Here is a 24236-nt window from a genome sequence, read left to right on the forward strand (position 1 = left end):
GTCTGGGTGGCTCGCGTAGATGTCGCCGGAGAGCGTGACTGGCTCTGCAGAGTAGAGCGATTGCGGGCTGTGGAATGATCGCTTGCCGTAGCGAAGCGACGAGCTGGCGCAGCAGACGCCACGTCACTGGGTGGGTCAGGCGGCGTCGGCCAAGCGGGGAGAGTCTTCGAGTTCGTCGACGAGCGGCTCGAGCAATAGAATGATCAGCAGATGAGCGAGGATATGGGGTCTGGCGGACCGCTCGTCGGTTCCGGGAGGTCCCTTCAGGCCAATCAGGCTTTTCAGCCGCTTGAAGCCGAGCTCAATGCGCCATCGCAGCCGATAGAGGGCGAGGATATCTGCAGTCGTGAAGTCCTCTGGCCTGAGTGAGGTCACCAGGATCACCCAATCTGCGGCGTCAAGTGTTTGCCTGGAGAGCTGATGACCTCCCTTTTGTGCAGTCCGGCGCGCCTTGCGTCGCGCAGCCGCAGCAGCTTGCGCCGGCTTCTTCGCGGCAACCAGACGCACTGCGAGCGGCGGCGCACCTGACTTGCGCTTTATCCAAATCGGCCGATCGATCAGGCCACGCGCCGAGGCGTTGCGCAGTTCGGCAGTGAGGTCAACAAGATTACCTTCGGCATCGAGCCAGCGCGCGCTCTTCCAGCCGGCCCGGATCACGAAGTCCGCATCGGCATCGACGAGATGCGCCATGCGCTCCGGTTGCAGATAGGCGCGATCGGCAAGACGGATCTCACCGGCAACCGCCGGTATCCGATCCAGCGTCTCGCCCGCTCGCTGATCGGTCAGTTCGAAGTGACCAAAGCGCTCCTGCGGAAGATCGAACGCGCTATGGATACGCCACACTGCGTTCTTGTTCCTGCCGCTCGTCCCAGCCTTGGGGACCGTCGTGGCGTCAACAATACGGATCAGACGACCGCGGCTCGCCTTCGGCGCCGCGTCGGCAAGCGCCTGCTCGACCAAGATTGCCAGCCAATCTCCGCACTGACGTAAGCGATACAACAGAGCCACGTTGGAGATATCGACAAGCCCAACCGACGTGGCCCATGCCGCCGTCAACCGCAGCCCTTTCTCACCAAGGCAATAAGCCAAGATCAGGCGCAGCAAGTCGACCGCATTGCTGATCTCCCGCGGACGGACAAACGCCTTCGTCTTGCGCGCGCTAATGTTCAGAGCCTCGGCTCCGCCAAGTCGGGCGACAACGCGCGCCCAATCTTTGTTCACAAGCGATTCGTGTGCCATTCCATCTTGGAATCACAAGCGAATCCAAGGCGCAAATCCTATTTTAGCGCCTATGGGCTTTCGCCAGGACGACATCGATAGTGTGACACGGCCGACATCCACCTTCGTCGTCCCGGCCCCCGTGCGCAATTGCGCACTAGGCCGGGACGACACTGAATTGCGCGACATGCTTCGCGCGAAAACGCTTAGCGCTCACGGCTCCACGGGAAGAGGGAGGCCGGGAAATCGGCCGCATAGCGGTGACCGATCGGCGGGCGGGGCTCTTCTTGCGGAGGATTCCGGTCAGGCTCGACCACCTTCCTGTAAAGATGCCAGGTCGCATGACCAAGCACCGGCAGAACGACGCAGAGACCGACGAAGAATGGCAGTGAGCCCACCGCCAGCAATACCGCAACGATCAATCCCCACGCGGCCATCTCAATTGGATTCATCATCACGGCCCGTATCGAGGTGCGGATCGCATCGATCGCGGTCGCATGACGGTCGAGCATCAGTGGAAAGGAGACGACGCTGACGCATAGGGCAACCAAGGCGAAAAGGAAGCCGACGCCGCATCCGACGATGATGAGCGACCAGCCTTCGGGCGTCGTCAACACACGCTTTGCGAAATCAGGGATGCTCGCAGCCGGCGCATAACCGAACGTCATGATGTAGATCGCGTCCGCGGTGGCGATCCAGACCCCGAACAGAACGAACAGAAGAACGCCAAGTTCGAACATGGCGCCGAACGACGGCGCGCGCAGCACCTGCATCGCATCCCAGGCTCCTGGCTCCTCTCCGCGTTCGCGCCGTCGGCTCAGTTCGTAGAGGCCGAGGCCGGCGAAAGGACCGATCAGGGCGAAGCCGGCGGCGAGCGGAAACAGCAGCGGCAGCACCGAATAGCCAAGCACAAGTCTGAACAGGACAAGTCCGAGCACGGGATACATCACGCACAGGACGATTGCGTGGGTCGGGATGGCCTTGAAGTCTTCCCAGCCGAGGCGCAACGCGTCGCCCAGGTCGGAAAGGCTGATCTTGCGAACGACGAAGGCGGTAGAGACGCCAAACAATTGCAGCTTGGGTCGTGCGAACACCGTGGTCATGGTTCCGGTCTCCTTGCTTGTGGCCGCAGGGGAACGGAGCGCCATCAACACACGCACATCCGCCTCATGCGCGAAAATCGCGACTGAGTCCGGCAAATCAGATTCAACCAGAAGGAGCTTGCCGGACGACGCCTGTCGCAACCGGTCAAGTAAAACTAGTCCGATGCGCGGCAGAAGCAAGGTGGCGAATGCGGTCGGGAGAATTGTGCAGATGCACAAACGAGGTCTTGCGATGCACCATGCGATTGGGGAGGGTCGATCAGTGTTCGCGGCATCCAATGCATTCCCGCCAACACGCGCCGGACAGCGGCGGGCATTACTCCTCTATTGACGTCTGGCTCGATGGGTACCATGTTGATGCTTGACGCCCCCAGCTCCGATGAGGTTGCGGCCGTGACGTTGAGTTTTTGTCATGTCCCAGCATCGCGACCGGCAGAATGGGCGAGGCAAAAGCCACGGTGATGGTGAACGTGAGACCATCCCTCTGACGTGAGCTCCGCCCTTTCGTTCGTCTCCGCAGCCTTCAATGGCAAGGAGGAATGAGGGATGGCTGTAGCGATTTTACTGCTCCTGGTTGCCGTCGCCTCGGTGCTGTTCCACCTCTACAGCCCCTGGTGGTGGACCCCGATTGCCTCGAACTGGAGCTATATCGACCACACGATCAACCTGACATTCTGGATCACCGGAGCGGTGTTCTGCGCGGTGATCGTGTTCATGGCCTATTGCGTCCTGCGCTTTCACCACACCGAGGGACGGCGCGCCCACTACAATCCCGAGAACAAGAAGCTCGAATGGTGGCTCAGCATCGGCACCGCGATCGGCGTCGTCGCCATGCTGGCGCCGGGCCTCATCGTCTGGCACCAGTTCGTCACCGTTCCCGCCGACGCGACCGACGTCGAGGTCGTCGGACAACAGTGGATGTGGAGTTATCGGCTTCCGGGAAAGGACGGCCGGCTCGGCACGTCAGATGCGCGCCTGATCAGCTCCGACAATCCACTCGGGTTGAATCCCAATGATCCGAACGGGCAGGACGACATCGTCGTGCAAAACGAGGATCTGCATCTGCCGGTCGGGAAGCCGGTGAAGGTGCTGCTCCGCTCGATCGACGTCCTGCATGATTTCTACGTGCCCGAGTTCCGGGCGAAGATGGATATGATCCCTGGCTCGGTGACCTACTACTGGCTCACGCCGACCCGGACCGGAACCTTCGACGTCCTCTGCGCGGAGCTTTGCGGTGCCGCGCACGCACAGATGCGCAGCAAGGTCGTCGTGGAAGAAGAGAAGGAATATCACGCGTGGCTGGACAAGCAGCACACGTTCGCCGCCTTGTCCGGCCAGCGCAACGTCGCGAAGGCCGCGTACAAGACTGGCAGCGAATGAACATGCCGACGAGGATCGGCCGGATGATCGGCCGGAGATGAAGTGAACTCGTCGCTGAGCGGAAGACCAAGGAGGGTATTCCGATGGTCGATATCCCGTTTGATGAGGTCGCAGGCATCCCGCCCGCCGAAGTAGGTGAGGTCGAGCTCTATCATCCGCACAGCTGGTGGACGAGGTACGTCTTTTCGCAAGACGCCAAGGTGATCGCCGTCCAGTACTCGATCACGGCGATGTCGATCGGAATGGTCGCGCTGGTGCTGTCGTGGATGATGCGGCTGCAACTGGGGTTTCCCGGCACGTTCTCCTTTATCGATGCCAACCAGTACCTTCAGTTCATTACCATGCACGGCATGATCATGGTGATCTACCTGCTCACGGCGTTGTTTCTTGGCGGCTTCGGCAACTACCTCATCCCGCTGATGGTTGGCGCGCGGGACATGGTCTTCCCTTACGTGAACATGCTGAGCTATTGGGTCTACCTGCTCGCGGTGCTGGTGCTGGCCGCGACGTTCTTCGTGCCGGGCGGGCCGACCGGCGCCGGTTGGACGCTTTATCCACCCCAGGCGATTCTCTCCGGTACCCCCGGGCAGGACTGGGGCATCGTTCTCATGCTGGCCTCGCTGATCCTGTTCATCATCGGCTTCACGATGGGCGGGCTCAATTACGTGGTAACAGTATTGCAGGCCCGCACACGCGGCATGACCTTGATGCGCATGCCCTTGACGGTGTGGGGCATCTTCACCGCGACCGTGATGGCCCTCCTGGCGTTCCCGGCGCTGTTCGTGGCCTCGGTGATGCTGCTGCTGGACCGCCTCCTTGGAACCAGCTTCTTCATGCCGACACTGGTCGAGATGGGCCAGCTGACCAAGTATGGCGGCGGCAGCCCGATCCTGTTCCAGCATTTGTTCTGGTTCTTCGGCCACCCCGAAGTCTACATCGTCGCGCTGCCGGCGTTCGGCATCATCTCGGATCTGATCAGTACGCACGCGCGCAAGAACATCTTCGGCTATCGCATGATGGTCTGGGCGATCGTGGCGATCGGGGCGCTGAGCTTCGTCGTGTGGGCGCACCACATGTATGTCAGCGGCATGCACCCGTATTTCGGGTTCTTCTTCGCCACCACGACGCTCATCATCGCGGTCCCGACCGCGATCAAGGTCTACAACTGGGTGTTGACCCTTTGGCGCGGTGACATCCATCTAACTGTGCCGATGCTGTTTGCGCTCGGCTTCATCGTCACCTTCGTCAATGGCGGCCTGACCGGGCTGTTCCTCGGCAACGTTGTCGTCGACGTTCCACTGTCGGATACGATGTTCGTCGTCGCGCACTTCCACATGGTGATGGGGATTGCGCCGATCATGGCCGTGTTCGGCGGGATCTATCATTGGTATCCGAAGGTCACCGGGCGGATGCTCAATGACGCGCTCGGACGCTTCCACTTCTGGGTGACGTTCATCGGGGCCTATGCGGTGTTCTTCCCGATGCACTATCTCGGCCTGCTCGGGATGCCGCGCCGCTATCACGACATCGGCGAGACCTCGTTCGTCCCGGCCTCCGCCCATGACCTCAATGCGTTCATGAGCGTGGCGGCGCTGATTGTCGGCTTCGCTCAGCTCGTCTTCCTGTTCAATCTGGTCTGGAGCCTGTTCAAGGGAAAAGAGGCGGGCGGCAATCCCTGGGGTGCCACCTCGCTGGAATGGCAGACGCCGGAGACCCCGCCGGGGCACGGCAACTGGGGCAAGGAGCTCCCCGTCGTCTATCGCTGGGCCTACGATTACAGCGTGCCCGGTTCCGCGAGGGACTTCATCCCGCAGAATGAACCGCCGGCCAAGGTGCTGGCCCAGGGAGCCCATCCGTGAGTGCCATCGTCCTGTTCATTTCTACGATTGCAGCGATCGCGGGATGGTGGCTCTCGCAGCAACGGCTGGCCGCCAAGCCGTGGCTGGAGCAGGGCATTGCGGTGGATCTTCGCGGCGATCTCGGCTCTTCGGTGCCGGCGGCGAAAATCGGCCTCGGTGTTTTTCTCGCGGTGGTCGGTTCGCTGTTCGCGCTCCTGATCAGCGCCTACTCGATGCGCACCACCATGGTGGACTGGCGCGAGTTGCCGCTGCCGAGGCTGGTGTGGTTCAACACCGGCGTCCTCGTCATCAGCAGCATGGCGCTGCAATGGGCGCTGATGGCCGCGCGCCGCGACGACCATGAGGGCCTGATCGCGGGCCTGTTGGTCGGCAGTGCATCGGCCGTGATGTTCCTGATCGGGCAGCTCGTGGTGTGGCAGCAGCTCAACATCGCCGGCTATGCCATGGCGTCGAATCCGGCCAATTCCTTCTTCTATCTGATCACCGCGCTCCACGGGCTGCACCTGACCGGCGGCCTGGTGGCGCTCGGCAGGGCGACCGTAAAACTGTGGCGTGGCGCGCCGATGACGCAGATGCGCCTGAGCGTCGAGCTTTGTACCATCTACTGGCATTTCCTGTTGTTGGTCTGGCTGGTCCTGCTCGGTCTGCTGACGGGCTGGACAGACAATTTCGTCGACATCTGTCGCCAGTTGCTCACCTAGCGAGGCAGGAAGCGATGACCGAAACCACACTCGCAACCCCCAAGGCGCTGCCCGGAACGATACCCGGATTGCGCGGCATCGCCGCCGACTGGGCCTCGGACCAGCGCGCGTTCAAGAACGTGTCCTGGGGGAAGGCCATGATGTGGATCTTCCTTCTGAGCGACACCTTCATCTTCAGCTGCTTCCTGCTGTCGTACATGACGGCGCGAATGTCGACGACCGTGCCGTGGCCCAACCCCAGCGAAGTATTCGCGCTCAATATCGGCGGCCAGCACATCCCGCTCATCCTGATCGCGATCATGACCTTCATCCTGATCAGCAGCAGCGGGACGATGGCGATGGCGGTCAACTTCGGTTACCGCCGGGATCGCGTCAAAACGGCCGCCTTGATGCTGGCCACCGCGGCATTCGGCGCGACGTTCGTCGGAATGCAGGCTTTCGAATGGACCAAGCTGATCATGGAGGGCGTGCGGCCCTGGGGCAACCCGTGGGGCGCACCGCAATTTGGCGCTTCCTTCTTCATGATCACCGGCTTCCACGGCACCCACGTGACCATCGGCGTGATCTTCCTGATCGCCATCGCGCGAAAGGTTTGGCGGGGAGACTTCGACGTCGAGCGGCGCGGCTTTTTCACGAGCCGCAAGGGCTATTACGAGATCGTCGAAATCATGGGCCTGTACTGGCATTTCGTCGATCTGGTCTGGGTGTTCATCTTTGCCTTCTTTTATCTCTGGTGAGGTCGCGCATGACAGAAGCAGCGGTACATGTGGAAGGGCAGGCAGCACAGCATGCGCTACACAGCTATGTGCATGGTGCGGTGGCATCGGGCGCCGCGCATGCAGAGGGCCAGCAGCACCCGATCAAGCTCTATCTCGTGGTCTGGGGATGGCTGTTCGTGCTCAGCACTTGTTCCTATCTCGTCGACTATTTTGGTATCCACGGCCACCTGCGATGGTCGCTGATCCTGCTGTTCATGGTGCTGAAGGCCGGCCTGATCGTCGCTGTGTTCATGCACATGGCCTGGGAGCGGTTGGCGTTGGCCTACGCCATCCTGTTGCCGCCGGTGCTGGTGCTGGTTTTTGTCGGGATCATGATGTTCGAATCCGACTATACGCATCTGCTTCGGGTGATGTTCTTCGCGTCAGCAAGCTAAGAAATGGACGGCCACGACCGCGTGGGTCATGCTGGACAAGGCAAAGCGTCCTGAAGGCGGAGGACTCGCCACATCGTCCGGAACCCTGCGAAGCAGGCCTTTGGCCGATGGCTTTTTCGAACCGACGAGGAATTAGTCTCGTGCAAATCAATCGTTCAATTCTTCGCCGGAGCTATGCCAACATCGGAGATTACGTCGCACTGACGAAACCGCGCGTGATGTCGCTGGTCGTCTTTACCGCACTGGTCGGTCTCATGGTCGCACCAGGCGGCATCGATCCCTTCACCGGTTTCGCTGCTCTTCTCTGCATAGCCGCGGGAGCTGGCGCCGCAGCTGCGCTCAATATGTGGTACGACGCCGACATCGATGCGGTGATGGCGCGTACCGCCATCCGTCCAATTCCCAGCGGCCGCGTATCGCGCCCGGAAGCATTGGCCTTCGGATTGATGCTCGGCACGTGCGCCGTCCTGGCTCTCGGCACCTTGCTGAACATGGCCGCTGCTGCGCTGCTTGCTTTCACTATCTTCTTCTACGTCGTCGTCTACACGATGTGGCTCAAACGCCGAACGCCGCAGAATATCGTTATTGGCGGTGCCGCCGGCGCGCTCCCTCCGGTGATTGGCTGGGCTGCGGTCACGGGACATGTTGGGCTCGAGCCGCTCATCCTGTTTCTGATCATCTTCCTCTGGACGCCACCCCACTTCTGGGCACTGTCGCTCAATCTTGCTGGAGAATACGCCCGTGCCGGTGTGCCGATGTTGCCGGTCGTGGCTGGCAAGACAGAAACAAAGCGCCAGATTCTTCTCTATTGCGTGCTTTTGGTTCCGATCTCACTGCTGCCTTGTGCGCTGGGGTTCGCGGGAGCCGTCTACGGCGCGGCCGCGGCGACGCTGGGAGCGATCATGATTTTTCTCGCATGGCAGTTGCGCCGGAGCGACGACAAGGAAAGGCGGCCTGCTCGTCGCTTGTTCGTGTTTTCGATGCTCTATCTGGTCCTGCTTTTTGGGGGGCTGCTGATGAATGCTGCACCCTACGCTCAGTCCCACTGACTGGACGCATTCGAATCGACAGCCGCTGGGCGTTGTTCGGAAAAATCGAATATTGTTGCCGAGCGGGCTTGCGCTGCCGGGCAGCTCAGTGATTGAAGTTCGCAGGCACCCGCCAGGGACGGCCCTAGCGCTCGTCCCGCATTTATGGACTTCGCTGGGAGACGAGTCTCAAGTCTTGGTCTGCCGACATCGTCTGGAGCCCGTGCATATGTGGCCCGCTCGCCGGGTTGCCCAACAGGATCCAGGCGATGGCGCCCGTGGCCAGCATTCCGCCGCAAATAACCAAAAGGTCCCGCCTCATCGCGCGTCCTCCGTATGCGGCCATTTCCAAGCATAAATCAGGCCAATCCATTTGGGCCCGGGCAGGTGCGGCGCATGGGATAGCGTTGGACAAGTAGGACAGGCTCGCCCTAAGCTTCGGCCGTTGCAGCAACCAGGCGCGGTTCAAGAATGGACTGGTCCTACTATCTCGGGGGCACTGCCATTGTCCTGCTCCTTCTTGCCTATCGGCTGCATGGCGGGCTGTTTAGGAAGAATTCACGGCGGGACGAGAAACTAAATCGACTGATTGATGAACGCATCGGACGCTTGGACCTGAAGCGCCGCAACGATTGAACCGCCCTGAAGCGGCACCTCGAGGCCAACGCAACGCCACTCTCCGGAATTATCCTCACGGCGACGGCAGAGCTACCTTGGTCTCCCGAGATGACCATCTCGGCAGATGATGCTTTTTTGTGATTTGAAAAGAGATATTTGAGCAATCGAATGAAGGTCTGGGTCTATACCGACACAAGCAAGCCCGTTGGCGAGCCGGAGCATCTGAAGATTTTCGCGACCAATGATGCCGCGCAGTCGTGGTTCAAGCGAAACGTCCCGGGGGGCGCCGCATTTGCTTACGAGATTATTCTGGGGCCACGTTACCTCGCCAAGACGCTCCTCGTGCTGTCCGTCCTGCTTCTTGGCATCGCCGATCTCTACACCACCAACACGATCCTGAATCTCGGCCTCGGCGAGTTGAACCCGTTCATGCATGTCGCTCAGACATGGCTCGGCCCCTGGTGGCTTATTCCGAAGCTCGGTCTGACCTATTTCATGATGTGGCTGCTTTGGCGCAGCAACAACCCCTACAATATCGCGATCGTGGCGGCGTTTTGCTCCACGCCCGTACTCAATAATCTTCTGATCATCGCAAGCACGAAGTAGCGAGGAACACCAGTGGTGCCTCCGCCAGGGCAGGCGCGAGACATCGCTGGCTTCATATCGGTTCGCTCGCTACGGCGATTACTGGCAGTAGTCCCAGAATCCTTGCGTGCGGGACGGATCGGTATAGTACCAGCACATGCCGGGCGCCGGCGCGGCACCGGCCCATGCCGCGGCCGTTGCCGCCGTCACGACCCCGATGGCAGCGCCGGCTGCGATTGCGCCGCCCCTTGGCCAGTAATACCGGCCCGGACGCGCCCATCCGCCGCCTCCCACCACCGTCCGGCCGCGAACCGCGACGTTGCCGCGGGGCCCGACGACGGCGGTGCGGCCGCGATAGGCGCCACCGCGCGGCCCAACGGCTGCGCCACCACGGTGAACGACGGCGCCGCCGCGGGGACCGACCGCTGCGCCGCCACGGCGGCCGGCCGCGCGGACTGCAACGACGTCGGATGATTGCGCGACGTGATTACCGATCGGCATCGCGCCGAGCAGCGCTGCGGACGCCGATTCAAGCGGTATTGCCGCAATGATCGAGGCGGTGAGGATGGACGCTGCAAGCATCGTAGTACGCTTCAAGTCAAGCATCAGTGTATCTCCTCCTAAATTCGGCTACGTCCACCGGTCGATCCGGTGGGCGCGGCGCTGTCCTCCGTCGATCAGCCCGCTGTACTCGATGCCGTCCGAGTTCGAAAAGACGAGACTGCCCGAGAGATGACCGCTGGACATCTGGGTCGCGTCAAGGCCCGCGCCGCGAACGGCGTCGCTCGGATCTTCAATTCTCGAAATGGGAAGGCGCGTCAAAACCTCGGCAGGCAGCATGTCGCGCCTCACTTGAACGGAAGCCGCCCGGCATCGGCGCGACGGCCTCATTGCACGTTCTCATGCTACGCGCTCCGTCGCGACGTTACAACCTTGGCCAGTAGCGTTGAGCGGTTTGGCCGCGGCGATCTGTCTCAGCCGTACGTCTCCACGATGAAGTCGATCAGCGCGCGCAGCTTCGGCGTCATCTTGCGGTGCTTCGGCCACAGGATCTGGCGCGCGCGGCTCTGCGTCGTGTAGTTCGGCAGCAGGACCTGCAGCCGTCCCGCGGCGATATCGTCGGCCAGCAGCTCGTCGCGCATCAGCACGATGCCGGCGCCCGCCAGCGCCGCATAGCGGATGCCGAACGCGCTGTTGATGAAGAGGCGGCTCGCGACATCGACATGCACTTCGCCCTCCGGCCCCGAGAATGTCCATCGCTGCCCGTCCGACCAGCCGGGGTAGCGCAGGCATTCATGGCGGGCGAGATCGGCCGGATGGGTTGGCGTGCCGCGTTCGGCGAGATAGCTCGGCGCGGCGCACACCACGCCTGTATAGGGCGACAGCGAGCGCGACATCATGGTGGAGTCGGTCAGCGTGCCGACCCGGATCGCCGCATCCAGCCCTTCCTCGAGCAGATCGACCATCCTGTCGCTGAGGATGAGGTCGACCGAGACTTCCGGATGTTTCTTCATGAAGCGGACCAGCGCGGGCGCCAGGCTGTACGACCCGAAGGCGACCGAGGTCGCCACGCGGAGCTTGCCGCGCGGCGCGCTGAGCGCCTCCTCGACCAGCGCATCGCCGGCCTCGGCCTGTTCAAGCAATTGCTTGCAGTGATCGAGATAGCTGCGGCCGAGCTCGGTGAGGCCCTGCCGCCGGGTCGACCGGTTGATCAATTGCGATCCGAGCCGGTCCTCGAGAAATCGGATATGCTTGCCGATCATGGTCGGCGACATCCGCAACTCCTTGGCCGCCGCGGTGAAGGAGCCGAGATCGGCGACGCGGGCGAACACGGACATGCTGGTCAGTCGATCCATGATTATAAACCAATGGTTATTTCACTGCGCATCAAGGCGCTACTTATTGGGTGCTGGAACTATATTTATTACCATAAGTGAGCAATCGGCGCGATGATGCGTCCGATTGCTTCGAAATGCTGCCGATTTCGCCCGGAGGGACGCAATCTCGCCGGAGCCTGAACCAGACAGGAGTGTCACGATGCCCTTCCAGATCACGATCAATGGGACCAGTCATTCGGTCGATGCCGATGGCGACACGCCGCTGCTCTGGGTGCTGCGCGACGTGCTCGGCATGACCGGCACCAAGTTCGGCTGCGGCATGGCGCTGTGCGGCGCCTGCACGGTGCATCTCGACGACACGGCGGTGCGCTCCTGCATCACGACCATCGACAGCATCGGCGACTCCAGGATCACGACCATCGAGGCGGTCGGCATGACGCCGGCGGGCAAGAAGATCCAGGACGCCTGGCTCGCGCATGAGGTGCCGCAATGCGGTTACTGCCAGTCGGGGCAGATCATGTCGGCCTCCGCGCTGCTCGCGGGCAAGCCGAAGCCGACCGATGCCGATATCGATGAAGCGATGTCGGGCAATATCTGCCGCTGCGGCACCTATGTGCGCATTCGCGAAGCCATCAAGCAAGCCGCGCAGTCGGGAGGTTGAGCCATGACGCTGATCGACAATCTGTCTGAGCGCGCTGCCGACCTGTCGCGGCGCAATTTCCTCCGCGCCGGCGCGATCGCGGGCGGCGGTCTGCTGCTCAGCGTGAGCCTGCCGTTCGCGGGCCGCGAGAGCGAGGCGGCGGCCTCCGACGGCTTCGCGCCGAACGCCTTCGTCCGGATTGGCGGCGACGGCAAGGTCGTGTTGACCATGCCCTATGTCGAGATGGGGCAGGGCACCTACACCTCGATCCCGATGTTGATCGCCGAGGAGCTCGAGATCGGCCTGACGCAGGTCCGGCTCGAACACGCGCCGCCGAGCGACAAGCTCTACGCCAACCCGCTGCTCGGCGTGCAGGCCACCGGCAATTCGAACGCAATGCGCGGCGCCTGGCAGCCGATGCGGAAAGCCGGCGCCACCGCGAAGGCGATGCTGGTCGCGGCCGCGGCGAAACGCTGGAACGTCGAGCCGGGGACATGCCGCGCCGAGAACGGCGAGGTGCGTCACGCGGCCTCCGGACGCAAGCTGGGTTACGGTGAACTCGCGACTGACGCGGCGCAGATGCCGGTGCCGGAGAATGTCACGCTGAAGAGCCCGTCCGAGTTCAAGCTGATCGGCACGCCGGCCAAGCGGCTCGATACACCCTCCAAGATCAACGGCACGGCGGTCTACGGCATCGACGCACGGCCGCCCGGGGTGAAGGTCGCGACGCTGGCGCAGTCGCCGGTGTTCGGCGGGCGGGTGAAGCGCGTCGATGATGCGGCGGCAAAAGCCGTCAAGGGCGTGCGCCAGATCGTGATGCTCGACGACGCCGTCGCGGTGGTGGCCGACCACATGGGGGCGGCGAAGAAGGGTCTGGCGGCGCTCACGATCGAGTGGGACGAGGGCCCTCACGCCAAGCTCGCCACATCGGACATCGCGCGCGAGCTCGAAGCAGCCACCACCAAGCCGGGCACGGTCGCGCAAAATATCGGCGACGCCGACAAGGCGATGGCGGGCGCGGCGACGAAAGTCGAGGCGACCTATCAACTGCCGTTCCTCGCCCATGCCACGATGGAGCCGATGAACTGCACCGTGCATGTGCGTTCCGACGGTTGCGAGATCTGGGTCGGCAGCCAGGCGCTCTCGCGTGCGCAGGCGGTGGCCGCGAAGGTGCTGAACATGCCACCGGAGAAGGTGGTGGTGCACAATCATCTGCTCGGCGGCGGCTTCGGCCGCAGGCTCGAGGTCGACGGTGTCATTCGCGCCGTGCAGATCGCCAAGCAGGTCGATACGCCGGTCAAGGTGGTGTGGACCCGCGAGGAGGACATCCAGCACGACATGTACCGGCCCTACTGGTGCGACCGGATTGCGGTCGGCCTCGATGCATCTGGCAAGCCGGTTGCCTGGAACAACCGCTTCGCCGGCTCGTCGGTGCTGGCGCGATGGGCGCCGCCGGCGTTCCGCAACGGGCTCGATCCCGACACGACCGAGGGCGCGATCGATCTCGTCTACGACATTCCGAACTTCCATGTCGAATATGTCCGGGTCGAACCACCGGGCATTCCGACCGCGTTCTGGCGCAGCGTCGGGCCCTCGCACAACGTGTTCGTCACCGAAAGCGTGATCGACGAGCTGGCGGCGGCGGCGAAGCAGGATCCGGTCGACTACCGCCGCGCGCTGCTCGGCAAATCGCCGCGCGCCAAGGCGGCGCTCGAGCTCGCGGCGGCCAAGGCCGGCTGGGGCGGCAAGCTGCCGGCCGGGCGCGGACGCGGCGTGTCGCTGCAATTCGTGTTCGGCAGCTACCTCGCGCAGGTCGCCGAGGTCGAGGTCGCCAAGGACGGCTCGGTCCGTGTCCACCGCGTCGTCTGTGCGATGGATTGCGGCACCGTGGTCAATCCCGACACAGTGCAGGCGCAGCTCCAGAGTGGCATCAATTTCGGCGTCACGGCGGCGCTCTACGGCGAGATCACGCTCAAGGACGGCCGCGTCGAGCAGAGCAATTTCGACAGCTACCAGATGCTGCGCATCGATCAGGCGCCGGCGATCGAGGTCCATATCGTGCCGAGCACCGAGCCGCCGGGCGGCATGGGCGAGACCGGAACCTCGGGCATCGTGCCGGCGATCAGCAACGCGATCTTCGCGGCGACCGGCAAGCGGCTGCGCAAGATGCCGGCCGATCCGGCGGTATTGAAGCAGACCTAGGGGCGAGTGAGAGCTCCCCCCGGGTGCTGGCGCGATCGTGAAGCCGGACGGATTTGCGCCGTGCACTGATCCGTGCGAGAAGCGGGCATGCATCTGAGGCGGCTCGCCAATCTCTGGATTCTGCTGCTCGTCGCGGCCGGGCTGTTGCTCGCGCCCGTGGCGCCGGCATTTGCCCGGATGATGCCGGATGCCTCGGCCGCTGCGATGCAGGCGATGCCGGACGATCACGCCATGTCTGGACAGGCGATGTCCGAGCAGGCGCTGGCCGACGACATGCCGTGCTGTCCGGACCAGGGCAAGAGCAAGGGCTGCGACGACTGTCCGTTCCTCGCGCTCTGCATGTTGAGCGTTTCGCTGCCGGTGCCCGCCGGCGCCATGTCGCTGATCGAGCGCGATCCGCTGAGCAGCCGGATCGCCGCCCATGACGACCGTCTGCTCGACGGCCTTGGCGCCGAACCTCCCGATCATCCGCCTCGAACCCACGTCTGACGGGCGCGCCAGCGCCTGATCGCTGACGCGTGCGCTAATGGCGCGCGCGCCTTTGCATGCCGCTCACGCGGCTCATCAGACGTATCGAGGATCATCACCATGAAGTCTTTCCACCTGGCGCGGGCCGCTGCCGCAGCGCTGATCGGCGTTGCCATGACGGGCATGTCTGCCCACGCCGAGATCAAGAACTACGAATTCCAGCTGGTGCAGCCGACCGTCAAGGCGGGTGCCGACCGCATCGTCACGGTGCGGCTGGTCGACAAGACGAGCGGGAAAGCCGTGCCCGATGCGGTCATCTTCTCGACCCGGCTCGACATGGCGCCCGACGGCATGCAGGAGATGGCCACCAAGGTGACGCCGATGCCGGGCACCGAGCCCGGCACCTACCGGTTCAAGGCGACTTTCGGCATGGCCGGCCGCTGGCAATTGTCGCTCGGCGCCAAGGTGCAGGGCGAGACCGGCGCGCTCGAGAACAAGCTCGTCGTCACGGCCGAGCAATGAGCCGCCGAGCAATGGGCGCCTTAACATGGGCCGGCGCTGCCGCTGCGATCGCGGCAGCGGCAGGCGCCGCATGGATCGGCCGCAACCTGCCGCCGCGGCCGGTGACCGCTGCGATCGTCGCCGTCGCGCGGGCGGCGGAGACTGCTGCGCCGATCTACTACCGCGATCCCGACGGCAAGTCGCTCTATTCGGCGACACCGAAGAAGACGCCTGACGGGCGCGACTATCTGCCGGTGTTTGCCGATGACGACGGCGGTGCCGGCGGGCCCGGGCAATCGGCAGACGTGAGCGCGCCCGCCGCGAAAGGCGAGCGCAAGGTGAAATATTATCGCAATCCCATGGGACTTCCCGACACCTCGCCGGTGCCGAAGAAGGACTCCATGGGGATGGATTACATCGCCGTCTATGACGGCGATGACAGCGACGACGGTTCGATCACGCTGTCGCCCGGCAGGATCCAGCGCAGCGGCGTCAAGTCCGAGCCCGCGCAGATGCGCCGCATCCGTACGCTGGTCCGCGCACCCGGCACGATCCAGCTCGACGAACGGCGGGTGTCGGTGATCGCAATGCGCGCCGAGAGCTATGTGCAGAAAGTCGCCGACGTCACGACCGGCAGCCGTGTGACGAAGGGCCAGCCGTTGATGGAGATCTACAGTCCGGCAATATCGTCCGCTGCGGCCGAATATGTCGCGACCATCACGTCGAAGGCGACTGCGAACATCGAGCCCTACGGACGCGGCTCCAAGCAGCGGCTGACCAATCTCGACGTTCCCGAACCCGTCATCGCCGAGATGGAGAAGAGCCGGACCGTTCCGATCGCGATCCAGTGGCTGTCGCCGCGCGACGGCATCGTGCTGCAGCGTGCCGCCATCGAGGGCATGCGCGCGCAGCAAGGCGACGTGCTGTTTCGGATTGCCGACGTCTCTGTCGTGTGGGCATTGGTCGACGTTGCCGAGCGCGATCTCGGCAATATCGTGGTCGGGCAGAACGTGACCGTACGCGCGCGCAGCTATCCCGGCCGCAGTTTCGTCGGCCGGATCAGCGTGATCTATCCGCAGGTCAACAAGGAGACGCGCACCGCGCGGGTGCGGATCGAATTGCAGAATGCCGACCTCGCACTGCTGCCGGACATGTATGTCGACGCGGAGATCGACACCGGCAGCCCGGCGCCGGTACTTGCGGTAGCTGATAATTCCATCCTCGACACCGGGAGCCGCCAGAGCGTGCTGATCGACCGCGGCAACGGGCGGTTCGAGCCGCGCGAGGTCAAGCTCGGGCGGCGCGGCGAGGGCTATGTCGAAATCCGCGAGGGCATCGCCGAAGGCGATGCGGTCGTGACATCAGCGACGTTTCTGATCGATGCCGAAAGCAACCTGAAGGCGGCGATCAAGGGCTTCGCCGAGGCCGGTGCTGCCCAGGCGGGCGAGGGCGACAAGACGGGAGACCGGCGATGATTGCCCGTGTCATCGCCTGGTCGGCGCGTAACCTGCTGCTGGTGCTGTTCGGCACCGGCTTCGCGGCAGCCGCGGGCCTCTACGCGCTGCTGCATCTGCCGCTCGATGCGATCCCCGATCTCTCCGACACCCAGGTCATCGTCTACACCGAATATCCCGGCCAGGCGCCGCAGGTGATCGAGGACCAGGTCACCTATCCCCTGACCACGGCGATGCTGACGGTGCCGAAGTCGAAGGTCGTGCGCGGCTTCTCGTTCTTCGGCGTCTCCTTCGTCTATGTCATCTTCGAGGACGGCACGGATATCTACTGGGCGCGCTCGCGCGTGCTCGAATTCCTCAACGGCGCGGCGTCGCGGCTGCCGGCCGGCGTCTCACCGACCATCGGGCCCGATGCGACCGGGGTCGGCTGGGTCTACCAGTATGCCGTGATGTCGAAAGAGCTGAACCTTGCCGACACCCGCACGATCCAGGACTGGAACCTGAAATTCGCGCTTGCCAGGGCCGAAGGCGTGGCCGAGGTCGCCAGCGTCGGCGGCTTCGTCAAGCAGTACAATGTGATCCTCGATCCGCAGCGGATGCGCGATCGCGGCATCACCATGCAGCGGATGCGCGACGCGATTCGTGCCAGCAACGCCGATGTCGGCGGCCGCACCGTCGAGCTCTCCGAGTTCGAATATGTCATCCGCGGCAAGGGCTATCTGAAGGACATCAACGATCTCGGCAACATCGTGCTGAAGACCGATAGCGGCACGCCGGTGCTGCTGCGCGACGTCGCCCGCGTCGAGCTCGGCCCCGACGAGCGGCGCGGCATCACTGAACTGAACGGCGAGGGCGAGGTCGCGAGCGGTATCGTGCTGCAACGCTTCGGCGTCAACGCGCTCGACGTGATCGAGAACGTCAAGAAGCGTTTCAGGGAGATCGCGAGCAGCTTGCCGAAGTCGGTCGAGATCGTGCCGGTCTACGACCGGTCCAATCTGATCTATGCGGCGATCGACACGCTGAAGCGCACATTGCTGGAGGAGAGCGCGGTGGTCGCGCTGGTCTGCATCCTGTTCCTGCTGCATGTCCGCAGCGCGCTGGTCGCGATCCTGATGCTGCCGGTCGGCGTCTTGATGGCGTTCGGCGCGATGAAGCTGCTCGGCATCGGCTCCAACATCATGAGCCTCGGCGGCATCGCGATCGCGATCGGCGCCATGATCGATGCGGCGATCGTGATGATCGAGAACGCGCACAAGCACCTGGAGCGAGCCGAGCCCGGCAGGTCGCGGGTCGCGATCCTGATCGAGGCCGCGGCGGAGGTGGGGCCGGCGCTGTTCTTCAGCCTGCTGATCATCACCGTGTCCTTCATGCCGATCTTCACGCTGGAATCGCAGGAGGGGCGGCTGTTCTCGCCGCTTGCGTTCACCAAGACGTTCGCGATGGCGGCGGCGGCGCTGTTGTCGGTGACGCTGGTGCCGGCGCTGATGGTGATCTTCGTCCGCGGCAGGATCGTCCCCGAGCACAGAAATCCGATCAACCGTTTCCTGATCTGGATCTACCGTCCGGTCATCCACGCCGTGTTGCGGGCGAAGACGCTGGTGATCCTGCTGGCGCTCGGCGCCGTCGCCGTCTCGATCTGGCCGGCGCGGCAGCTCGGCACCGAGTTCATGCCCGACCTCAATGAGGGCACGCTGCTCTATATGCCGACCACGCTGCCGGGGATTTCGGTGACCAAGGCGGCCGAGCTGCTGCAGATGCAGGACCGCATCATCCGCAGCTTTCCGGAGGTCGCTTCGGTCTACGGCAAGGCCGGCCGCGCCGCGACCGCAACCGATCCGGCGCCGTCGGAGATGTTCGAGACCATCATCAATCTGAAGCCGAAACTGCAATGGCGCGCCGGCCTCACGCTCGACCGCCTGATCGCCGAGATGGACAAGGCGCTGCAATTCCCCGGCGTCTCCAACGCCTGGACCATGCCGATCAAGGCGCGCATCGACATGCTCTCGACCGGGATCAGGACGCCGGTCGGCGTCAAGGTGATCGGTCCCGATCTTGCCGTGATCGACAAGCTCGCCCGCCAGGTCGAGCAGGTGGTGAGGGGCGTGCCCGGCACCTCGTCGGCCTATGCCGAGCGCAGCCTCGGCGGCTACTATCTCGAGATCACGCCGAAGCGTGAGGCCTTGTCGCGCTACGGCATCGCGGTGCAGGACGTGCAGGACACCATCGCGACCGCGCTCGGCGGGCAGAGCGTGACGACGACGGTCGAGGGACGCCAGCGCTTCACCGTCAACATGCGCTATCCGCGCGATTTGCGCGACAATCCGGGCGCGATCGCCAGCGACGTCCTGGTGCCGATGCCGGCGGGCGGCGCGGTGCCGCTCGGCGAGGTCGCCGACATCGCGCCGGCGCACGGGCCGACCACGATCCGGACCGAGAACGGGCAACTCGCCACCTACATCTATGTCGACATCCGCGATCGCGATCTCGGCGGCTATGTCGCGGACGCGCAGCGCGCGGTGCAGGCCGGCGTGCAGTTTCCGCCCGGAACCTACGTGGACTGGAGCGGGCAGTACGAATATCTCGAACGCGCCGCCGCGCGGCTCAGGATCGTGGTGCCGGTGACGCTGTCGATCATCTTCCTGCTGCTCTACCTCAATTTCCGCTCGGTGGCGGAGACCATGATCGTGATGCTGTCGCTGCCGTTCGCGCTGGTCGGCGGCTTCTGGCTGATGTGGGCGCTCGGCTTCAACCTGTCGGTTGCGGTCGCGGTCGGCTTCATCGCGCTCGCCGGCGTCGCAGCCGAGACCGGCGTCGTGATGCTGATGTATCTCAACCAGGCGCTGGGCGAGATCACCGCGCATCGTGCTGAGGAGGGACGCACGATCGATCGTGACGACCTCAATCGCGCGATCATCGCGGGCGCGGTCGAGCGCGTCCGGCCGAAGATGATGACGGTGGTCGCGATCATGGCCGGGCTGTTGCCGATCATGTGGAGCACCGGCACCGGCTCGGAGATCATGCAGCGCATCGCGGTGCCCATGATCGGCGGTATGATCTCGTCGACGCTGCTGACGCTGATCGTGATTCCCGCGATCTTCGCCGTCGTGAAGGGCATCAAGATCGAAGCGAGAGTGTCGGCACGCGAAGTTGCTTCCTGTGCCGCGCGCCAGCAGGCAAGGATGTGATGGAAACATGACGCCTGTTGGTAGTTTCAAATCGGATTGAATGATACCCCAAGGGGGTATATAGCTGATGGCGGTTTGCAGCGAGCTGATTTGCGGTTAGCTTGCGGCGGTCGGAGATGCGAAGCGGGTGCTGGTGCGATTGACGAGATCAGGGCGGTTGCGGGCGGGATGTTCCATCATCCTGGCCTATCTGTTTTGCGTGCTCGCGCCGTCCTTCGCGCTTGCATTCGGGGCGCCGTTTCCGTGCCTGACCGATGAGGTGCAGCCCGCCGCCGCGGCGCATGTTCACGCGGCGTCGATGGCGCATGCCGAAGCCGTCACGCACGATCATGCCGCCCACGATCATGGCGGCATGCACATGCAACACGCAGCCGATGATGCTGCGCCGGCTGTGAAGCACAGCCACGACGGCAAGAATGCGCCGGGGCCGTGCTGCGCGCTGATGTGCGTATCGGTGCTGCCGGCCGATCTTCCATTCGTCGCTGCTCCCTTGCACCCGATCGCCACGCGTCTTTCCGAGGCTTATCAGAGCCTGCGGAGCGAGGCGCCTCCGCGCCTCTATCGTCCCCCCATCGCCTGATCGTTCGCTGACATCGTGGCGGTGCCGCACGCTTGCGTGCGCACGCCTGTTATTCATCGGATGATCGGGACAGATCCATGTATTCGCATCTCGGGGCGAGGCTCGCCGCCGTGGCCACCAGGCTTGGCAACAGGCTCGGCCGGCGCGCGCCACCCACATTGCTGCCGCGGATGGCCGCCGCCATCCTCGCATCTGCACCGCTCGCCGGCTGCATGGCCGACGGCCGGCCGGTCGCCGTCGGAGGCGATCCGGCAAATCCGGCGGCGGGGACGGCCGCCGTCGGCTACCGCTCGACGATCGCGCCCTACAGCAGCCTGCGACCGTCGACGCCGCAGCCCTGGCGCGAGCGCAATGACGGCGTGACGCCGCCGGCCAAGCCGGACCAGTAGGAGGGCGCCATGCGACATCTGGCCATCGTGCCGATCCTGCTGCTTGCGTCATCCGCGCTCGCGGGATGCGCGTCGTTCTCGCCCGACAGCGGTATGGGCGTCGTCTCCGAGGTGACCGAGCAGGCGATCGGCAAGGACGTCGCCTTCGTGCGGTCGGTGGATGAGGCCGCGACCGTCGACGCCGCAGTGAAGCGGCTGCTCGCGCGCAATTTGACGGCGGATGCCGCCGTGCAGGTTGCGCTCTTGAACAACAAGGGGCTGCAGGCCGCCTATAACGAACTGGCGCTGGCGGAGACCGATTACGTCGCCGACAGCCTGCCGACGAACCCGACCTTCTCGGTCTCCCGCATCAGCGGCAACGGCGCCAGCGAGGTCGAGCGGCAGGTGGTCGGCGACATCCTTGGGCTCGCGACCCTTCCGGCCCGCTCCGAGATCGCGCGCGAGCGCTTCCGCCAGGCGCAGCTCAAGGCCGCGCTCGCCACCTTGCGGCTTGCCGCCGAGGTGCGGCGCAGCCATGTCGCGGCGGTGGCCGCGAACGAGACGGTCGCGCTGCTGACGGATGCGAAGGCGACCGCGGAGTCGACCGCGCAGCTCGCGAAAAAGCTCGGCGAGACCGGCGGCATGAACAAGCTCGACCAGGCCCGCGAGCAGGTGTTCTACGCCGAGATCACCGCCGACCTCGCCAGCGCGCGGCAGAATGCGGCGAGTTCGCGCGAGCGGCTGGCGCGCCTGCTCGGATTGTGGGACGGCGATCTCGGCTTCCGAATCCCCGGCAAGTTGCCATTGCTGCCGAAGCGGCCATTGGAACAGCCGTCGATCGAGATCGCCGCGGTCGGCCATCGCGTCGACCTGCAGATCGCACGGATGGAAATCGTCGCGCTCGCCAAGGCGCTCGATCTCACCGAGGCGACGCGTTTCGTCACGCTGCTCGATGTCGCCGGCATCGACAAGCGTACGCACGATCCCGAAGCCCCGCCGTTCAGGGAGCGCGGCTTCGACGTCCAGTTCCAGATTCCGATCTTCGACGGCGGCGAGGTGCGAGTACGGCAGGCGGCGGAGACCTACCGCCAGGCGATGAACCGCCTGACCGAGAAGGCGGTCAACGTCCGCTCCGAGGCGCGCGACGCCTACCGCGTTTATCGCTCGACCTACGACATCGCGCGCCATTACCAGCGCGAGGTGCTGCCGTTGCGGCAGATCATCACCGAGGAGATGCAGCTGCGCTTCTCCAGCATGCAGGTCGACGTGTTCGCGCTGCTGACCGAAGCGCGGCAGCGGCTCGCCTCGCTGCGCGCGGCGATCGACGCCAGGCGCGACTTCCTTCTGGCGCAATCCGAGCTGCAGACCGCGATCAACGGCGGCGGCTCGGCCGGCGCAGCATCGACACCGTCTTCCATCGCCTCGGCCGCGCAGCCCGCGGCCGGCGGCGGTCATTGAATGGAGCAGCACATGTTTTCTCGACGAGGATTTCTGGGCGGCGCGGCGCTGGTCACGGCGAGCGCGGTCAGCGGCCGCGTCCAGGCCGCCGCCATTCCCGAAGCGCCGACCATGGACAAGGTGGTGATGCAGCCGCCGCTACATCCCGCCAGCGGGCCGGACTACCGGCCGGTGGTCACGCTCAATGGCTGGTCGCTGCCGTGGCGGATGAACGGCGACTGGAAGGAATTCCATCTCGTCGCCGAGCCCGTGGTGCGCGAATTCGCCGACGGCATGAAGGCCAATCTCTGGGGCTATAACGGCCAGGCGCCGGGGCCAACCATCGAGGCGGTCGAGGGCGACAAGGTCCGCATCTTCGTCACCAACAAACTGCCGGAGCACACCACGGTGCACTGGCACGGCATGATCGTGCCGTCAGGCATGGATGGCGTCGGCGGACTCAACCAGCCGCACATCAAGCCGGGCAAGACCTTCGTCTACGAGTTCGAGATGAAGCACAGCGGGACCTTCATGTACCACCCGCATTCCGACGAGATGGTGCAGATGGCGATGGGCATGATGGGCATGTTCATCGTGCACCCGCGCGATCCGGCATTCCGGCCAGTCGACCGCGACTTCGTCTTCATCATGAGCAGCTACCTGATCGACCCCGGCACCTATCTGCCGAAGGTCAATGAGATGACCGACTTCAACATGTGGACCTGGAACAGCCGCGTCTATCCCGGCATCGATCCGATGCCGATCCGTCTCGGCGACAGGATCCGCGTGCGGATCGGCAACCTGACCATGACCAACCATCCGATCCATGTGCATGGGCATAATTTCGCGGTGACCTGCACCGACGGTGGCTGGGTGCCGGTGTCAGCGCAGTATCCGGAGACCACGACCGACGTGCCGGTCGGCGCGGTCAGGGCGTTCGACATGCTCGCCGACAATCCGGGCGACTGGGCGTTCCACTGCCACAAATCGCACCACACCATGAACGCGATGGGCCACGACGTCAGAAACTTCATCGGCGTGTCGCGCCAGGATCTGGCCAAGGCGGTCGGCAAGCTCGCGCCCGACGCGATGGTGATGGGATCGACCGGCATGGCGATGGGCAACATGGAGATGCCCGCGCCCGACAACACGCTGCCGATGATGACCGGCACCGGACAATTCGGGCCGATCGAGATGGGCGGCATGTTCACGGTGATGAAGATCCGCGAGGGGCTCGGCCGCGACGATTACGCCGACCCCGGACCGTACAAATATCCGCCGGGCACGGTTGCCTATGAGGTCGAGGCGCCCGCCGCCGAGCCCGCGCGCCAGCCGCCGGCGGCGCCCGGGCGAAAAGGCAAGCCATCGATGAAGGGAATGAAGATGTAGCGGATCCAGCTCACTCACCAACGACAAGCATCAAACACAGAATGGAGAATCCAGTGAAGCAACTCACCAGCATCGGCATCGCGCTGATTGCGCTGTCGGTCACCGCAGTGCCGTCGCGTGGTCACGAGAAGCACGGCCACGAATCCTATTCGGCCGGCGAGCCCGGCGATCCGAGCAAGCCCTCGCGCACGGTCGAGGTCGAGATGAAGGAGATGGAGTTCACGCCGTTCCGCATCGAGGTCAAGCGCGGCGAGCAGATCCGCTTCGTGATCCGCAATGCCGGCACCGAGGATCACGAATTCCTGCTCGCGACCACCGAAGAGAATCTGAAGCATGCCGAAGTGATGAAGAAGCATCCGCACATGGAGCATGACGATCCGAACGGCGTTCGCCTCGCACCGAAGAAGAGCGCGGAGATCGTCTGGAAATTCACCAAGGCCGGAACGTTTGAATATTCCTGCCTGATCCCGGATCACCGCGACTACGGGATGAGCGGCCGCGTCATCGTGAAATGAAACCAGCAGCGAAA

The 24236-nt window shown here is 64.1% G+C and carries 24 protein-coding genes; 19 read left to right on the forward strand and 5 right to left on the reverse strand.

The window, feature by feature from the left end; all coding sequences use genetic code 11:
• Positions 1-135 precede the first annotated feature (135 nt).
• The gene (locus J2R76_RS03135) at positions 136-1239 is read right to left on the reverse strand and encodes an IS4 family transposase (protein WP_253623745.1); all 1104 of its coding nucleotides are present in this window, start codon (positions 1237-1239) and stop codon (positions 136-138) included.
• Positions 1240-1424: 185 nt separating this feature from the next.
• Positions 1425-2321, reverse strand: coding sequence for a DUF2189 domain-containing protein (locus J2R76_RS03140; protein WP_026192934.1), 897 nt, complete (start codon positions 2319-2321; stop codon positions 1425-1427).
• Between the two features lie 546 nt (positions 2322-2867).
• Between J2R76_RS03140 and J2R76_RS03145 the strand changes: the two genes are divergently transcribed.
• The 8 genes from J2R76_RS03145 (at position 2868) to J2R76_RS03180 (ending at position 9666) form a co-directional block, all read left to right on the forward strand.
• Positions 2868-3701 (forward strand): cytochrome c oxidase subunit II, encoded by an 834-nt coding sequence (locus tag J2R76_RS03145; protein WP_076831602.1) that lies wholly within the window; start codon positions 2868-2870, stop codon positions 3699-3701.
• 83 nt (positions 3702-3784) lie between these two features.
• On the forward strand, positions 3785-5560 hold the full coding sequence (gene ctaD, locus J2R76_RS03150; RefSeq protein WP_057019653.1) for a cytochrome c oxidase subunit I: 1776 nt from the start codon (positions 3785-3787) through the stop codon (positions 5558-5560).
• Positions 5557-6261 carry a cytochrome c oxidase subunit 3 gene (locus J2R76_RS03155; protein ID WP_076831599.1) on the forward strand — a complete coding sequence of 235 codons (705 nt, stop codon included), beginning with the start codon at positions 5557-5559 and terminating at the stop codon, positions 6259-6261. Before ctaD ends, J2R76_RS03155 begins: the two co-directional genes overlap by 4 nt.
• Before the next feature lie 14 nt (positions 6262-6275).
• Positions 6276-6998, forward strand: coding sequence for a heme-copper oxidase subunit III family protein (locus J2R76_RS03160; RefSeq protein ID WP_057019651.1), 723 nt, complete (start codon positions 6276-6278; stop codon positions 6996-6998).
• Between the two features lie 8 nt (positions 6999-7006).
• A complete protein-coding gene (locus J2R76_RS03165) occupies positions 7007-7414 on the forward strand; it encodes a cytochrome C oxidase subunit IV family protein (protein WP_050384760.1) in 408 nt (135 codons plus the stop codon).
• Positions 7415-7554: 140 nt separating this feature from the next.
• A complete protein-coding gene (locus J2R76_RS03170) occupies positions 7555-8463 on the forward strand; it encodes a heme o synthase (protein WP_057019650.1) in 909 nt (302 codons plus the stop codon).
• A gap of 450 nt (positions 8464-8913) precedes the next feature.
• Positions 8914-9078, forward strand: coding sequence for a hypothetical protein (locus J2R76_RS03175; protein WP_168856726.1), 165 nt, complete (start codon positions 8914-8916; stop codon positions 9076-9078).
• A 150-nt stretch (positions 9079-9228) separates the two neighbouring features.
• Entirely contained in the window at positions 9229-9666 is a 438-nt protein-coding gene (locus tag J2R76_RS03180; protein ID WP_057019648.1) for a DUF5658 family protein, read from the forward strand.
• A 78-nt stretch (positions 9667-9744) separates the two neighbouring features.
• On the opposite strand, the gene J2R76_RS03185 is transcribed toward J2R76_RS03180, so the two are convergent.
• The 3 genes from J2R76_RS03185 to J2R76_RS03195 form a co-directional block, all read right to left on the reverse strand.
• Positions 9745-10251, reverse strand: a complete 507-nt coding sequence (locus J2R76_RS03185) for a hypothetical protein (protein WP_076831596.1) — start codon at positions 10249-10251, stop codon at positions 9745-9747.
• 24 nt (positions 10252-10275) lie between these two features.
• Positions 10276-10485 carry a hypothetical protein gene (locus J2R76_RS03190; RefSeq protein ID WP_076831593.1) on the reverse strand — a complete coding sequence of 70 codons (210 nt, stop codon included), beginning with the start codon at positions 10483-10485 and terminating at the stop codon, positions 10276-10278.
• Between the two features lie 134 nt (positions 10486-10619).
• Positions 10620-11501 (reverse strand): LysR substrate-binding domain-containing protein, encoded by an 882-nt coding sequence (locus J2R76_RS03195; RefSeq protein WP_076831590.1) that lies wholly within the window; start codon positions 11499-11501, stop codon positions 10620-10622.
• A 181-nt stretch (positions 11502-11682) separates the two neighbouring features.
• Here J2R76_RS03195 and J2R76_RS03200 point away from each other — a divergent pair, with 181 nt between their 5' ends.
• The 11 genes from J2R76_RS03200 to J2R76_RS03250 all read left to right on the forward strand — a co-directional run bounded on the left by J2R76_RS03200 (position 11683) and on the right by J2R76_RS03250 (position 24222).
• The gene (locus J2R76_RS03200; RefSeq protein ID WP_057019645.1) at positions 11683-12144 is read left to right on the forward strand and encodes a (2Fe-2S)-binding protein; all 462 of its coding nucleotides are present in this window, start codon (positions 11683-11685) and stop codon (positions 12142-12144) included.
• Between the two features lie 3 nt (positions 12145-12147).
• Positions 12148-14325 carry a xanthine dehydrogenase family protein molybdopterin-binding subunit gene (locus tag J2R76_RS03205; RefSeq protein WP_253623746.1) on the forward strand — a complete coding sequence of 726 codons (2178 nt, stop codon included), beginning with the start codon at positions 12148-12150 and terminating at the stop codon, positions 14323-14325.
• Positions 14326-14412: 87 nt separating this feature from the next.
• Positions 14413-14814, forward strand: a complete 402-nt coding sequence (locus J2R76_RS03210; protein WP_076831584.1) for a hypothetical protein — start codon at positions 14413-14415, stop codon at positions 14812-14814.
• A 99-nt stretch (positions 14815-14913) separates the two neighbouring features.
• A complete protein-coding gene (locus J2R76_RS03215; RefSeq protein ID WP_076831581.1) occupies positions 14914-15315 on the forward strand; it encodes a FixH family protein in 402 nt (133 codons plus the stop codon).
• Positions 15316-15326: 11 nt separating this feature from the next.
• Complete coding sequence (locus tag J2R76_RS03220) at positions 15327-16769, forward strand: efflux RND transporter periplasmic adaptor subunit (RefSeq protein WP_076831579.1); 1443 nt, start codon at positions 15327-15329, stop codon at positions 16767-16769.
• Positions 16766-19933 carry an efflux RND transporter permease subunit gene (locus J2R76_RS03225; RefSeq protein WP_076831576.1) on the forward strand — a complete coding sequence of 1056 codons (3168 nt, stop codon included), beginning with the start codon at positions 16766-16768 and terminating at the stop codon, positions 19931-19933. The genes J2R76_RS03220 and J2R76_RS03225 overlap by 4 nt, the downstream gene beginning before the upstream one ends.
• Before the next feature lie 127 nt (positions 19934-20060).
• Entirely contained in the window at positions 20061-20513 is a 453-nt protein-coding gene (locus J2R76_RS03230; protein ID WP_076831574.1) for a hypothetical protein, read from the forward strand.
• A 77-nt stretch (positions 20514-20590) separates the two neighbouring features.
• A complete protein-coding gene (locus J2R76_RS03235; protein ID WP_076831571.1) occupies positions 20591-20902 on the forward strand; it encodes a hypothetical protein in 312 nt (103 codons plus the stop codon).
• A gap of 9 nt (positions 20903-20911) precedes the next feature.
• Positions 20912-22339, forward strand: coding sequence for a TolC family protein (locus J2R76_RS03240; RefSeq protein ID WP_253623747.1), 1428 nt, complete (start codon positions 20912-20914; stop codon positions 22337-22339).
• 12 nt (positions 22340-22351) lie between these two features.
• Entirely contained in the window at positions 22352-23707 is a 1356-nt protein-coding gene (locus tag J2R76_RS03245; RefSeq protein WP_057019686.1) for a multicopper oxidase family protein, read from the forward strand.
• 41 nt (positions 23708-23748) lie between these two features.
• Entirely contained in the window at positions 23749-24222 is a 474-nt protein-coding gene (locus J2R76_RS03250; protein ID WP_057019639.1) for a cupredoxin domain-containing protein, read from the forward strand.
• Positions 24223-24236 lie beyond the last annotated feature (14 nt).

Source organism: Bradyrhizobium sp. USDA 4532, from assembly GCF_024171315.1.
Classification (GTDB): domain Bacteria; phylum Pseudomonadota; class Alphaproteobacteria; order Rhizobiales; family Xanthobacteraceae; genus Bradyrhizobium; species Bradyrhizobium australafricanum.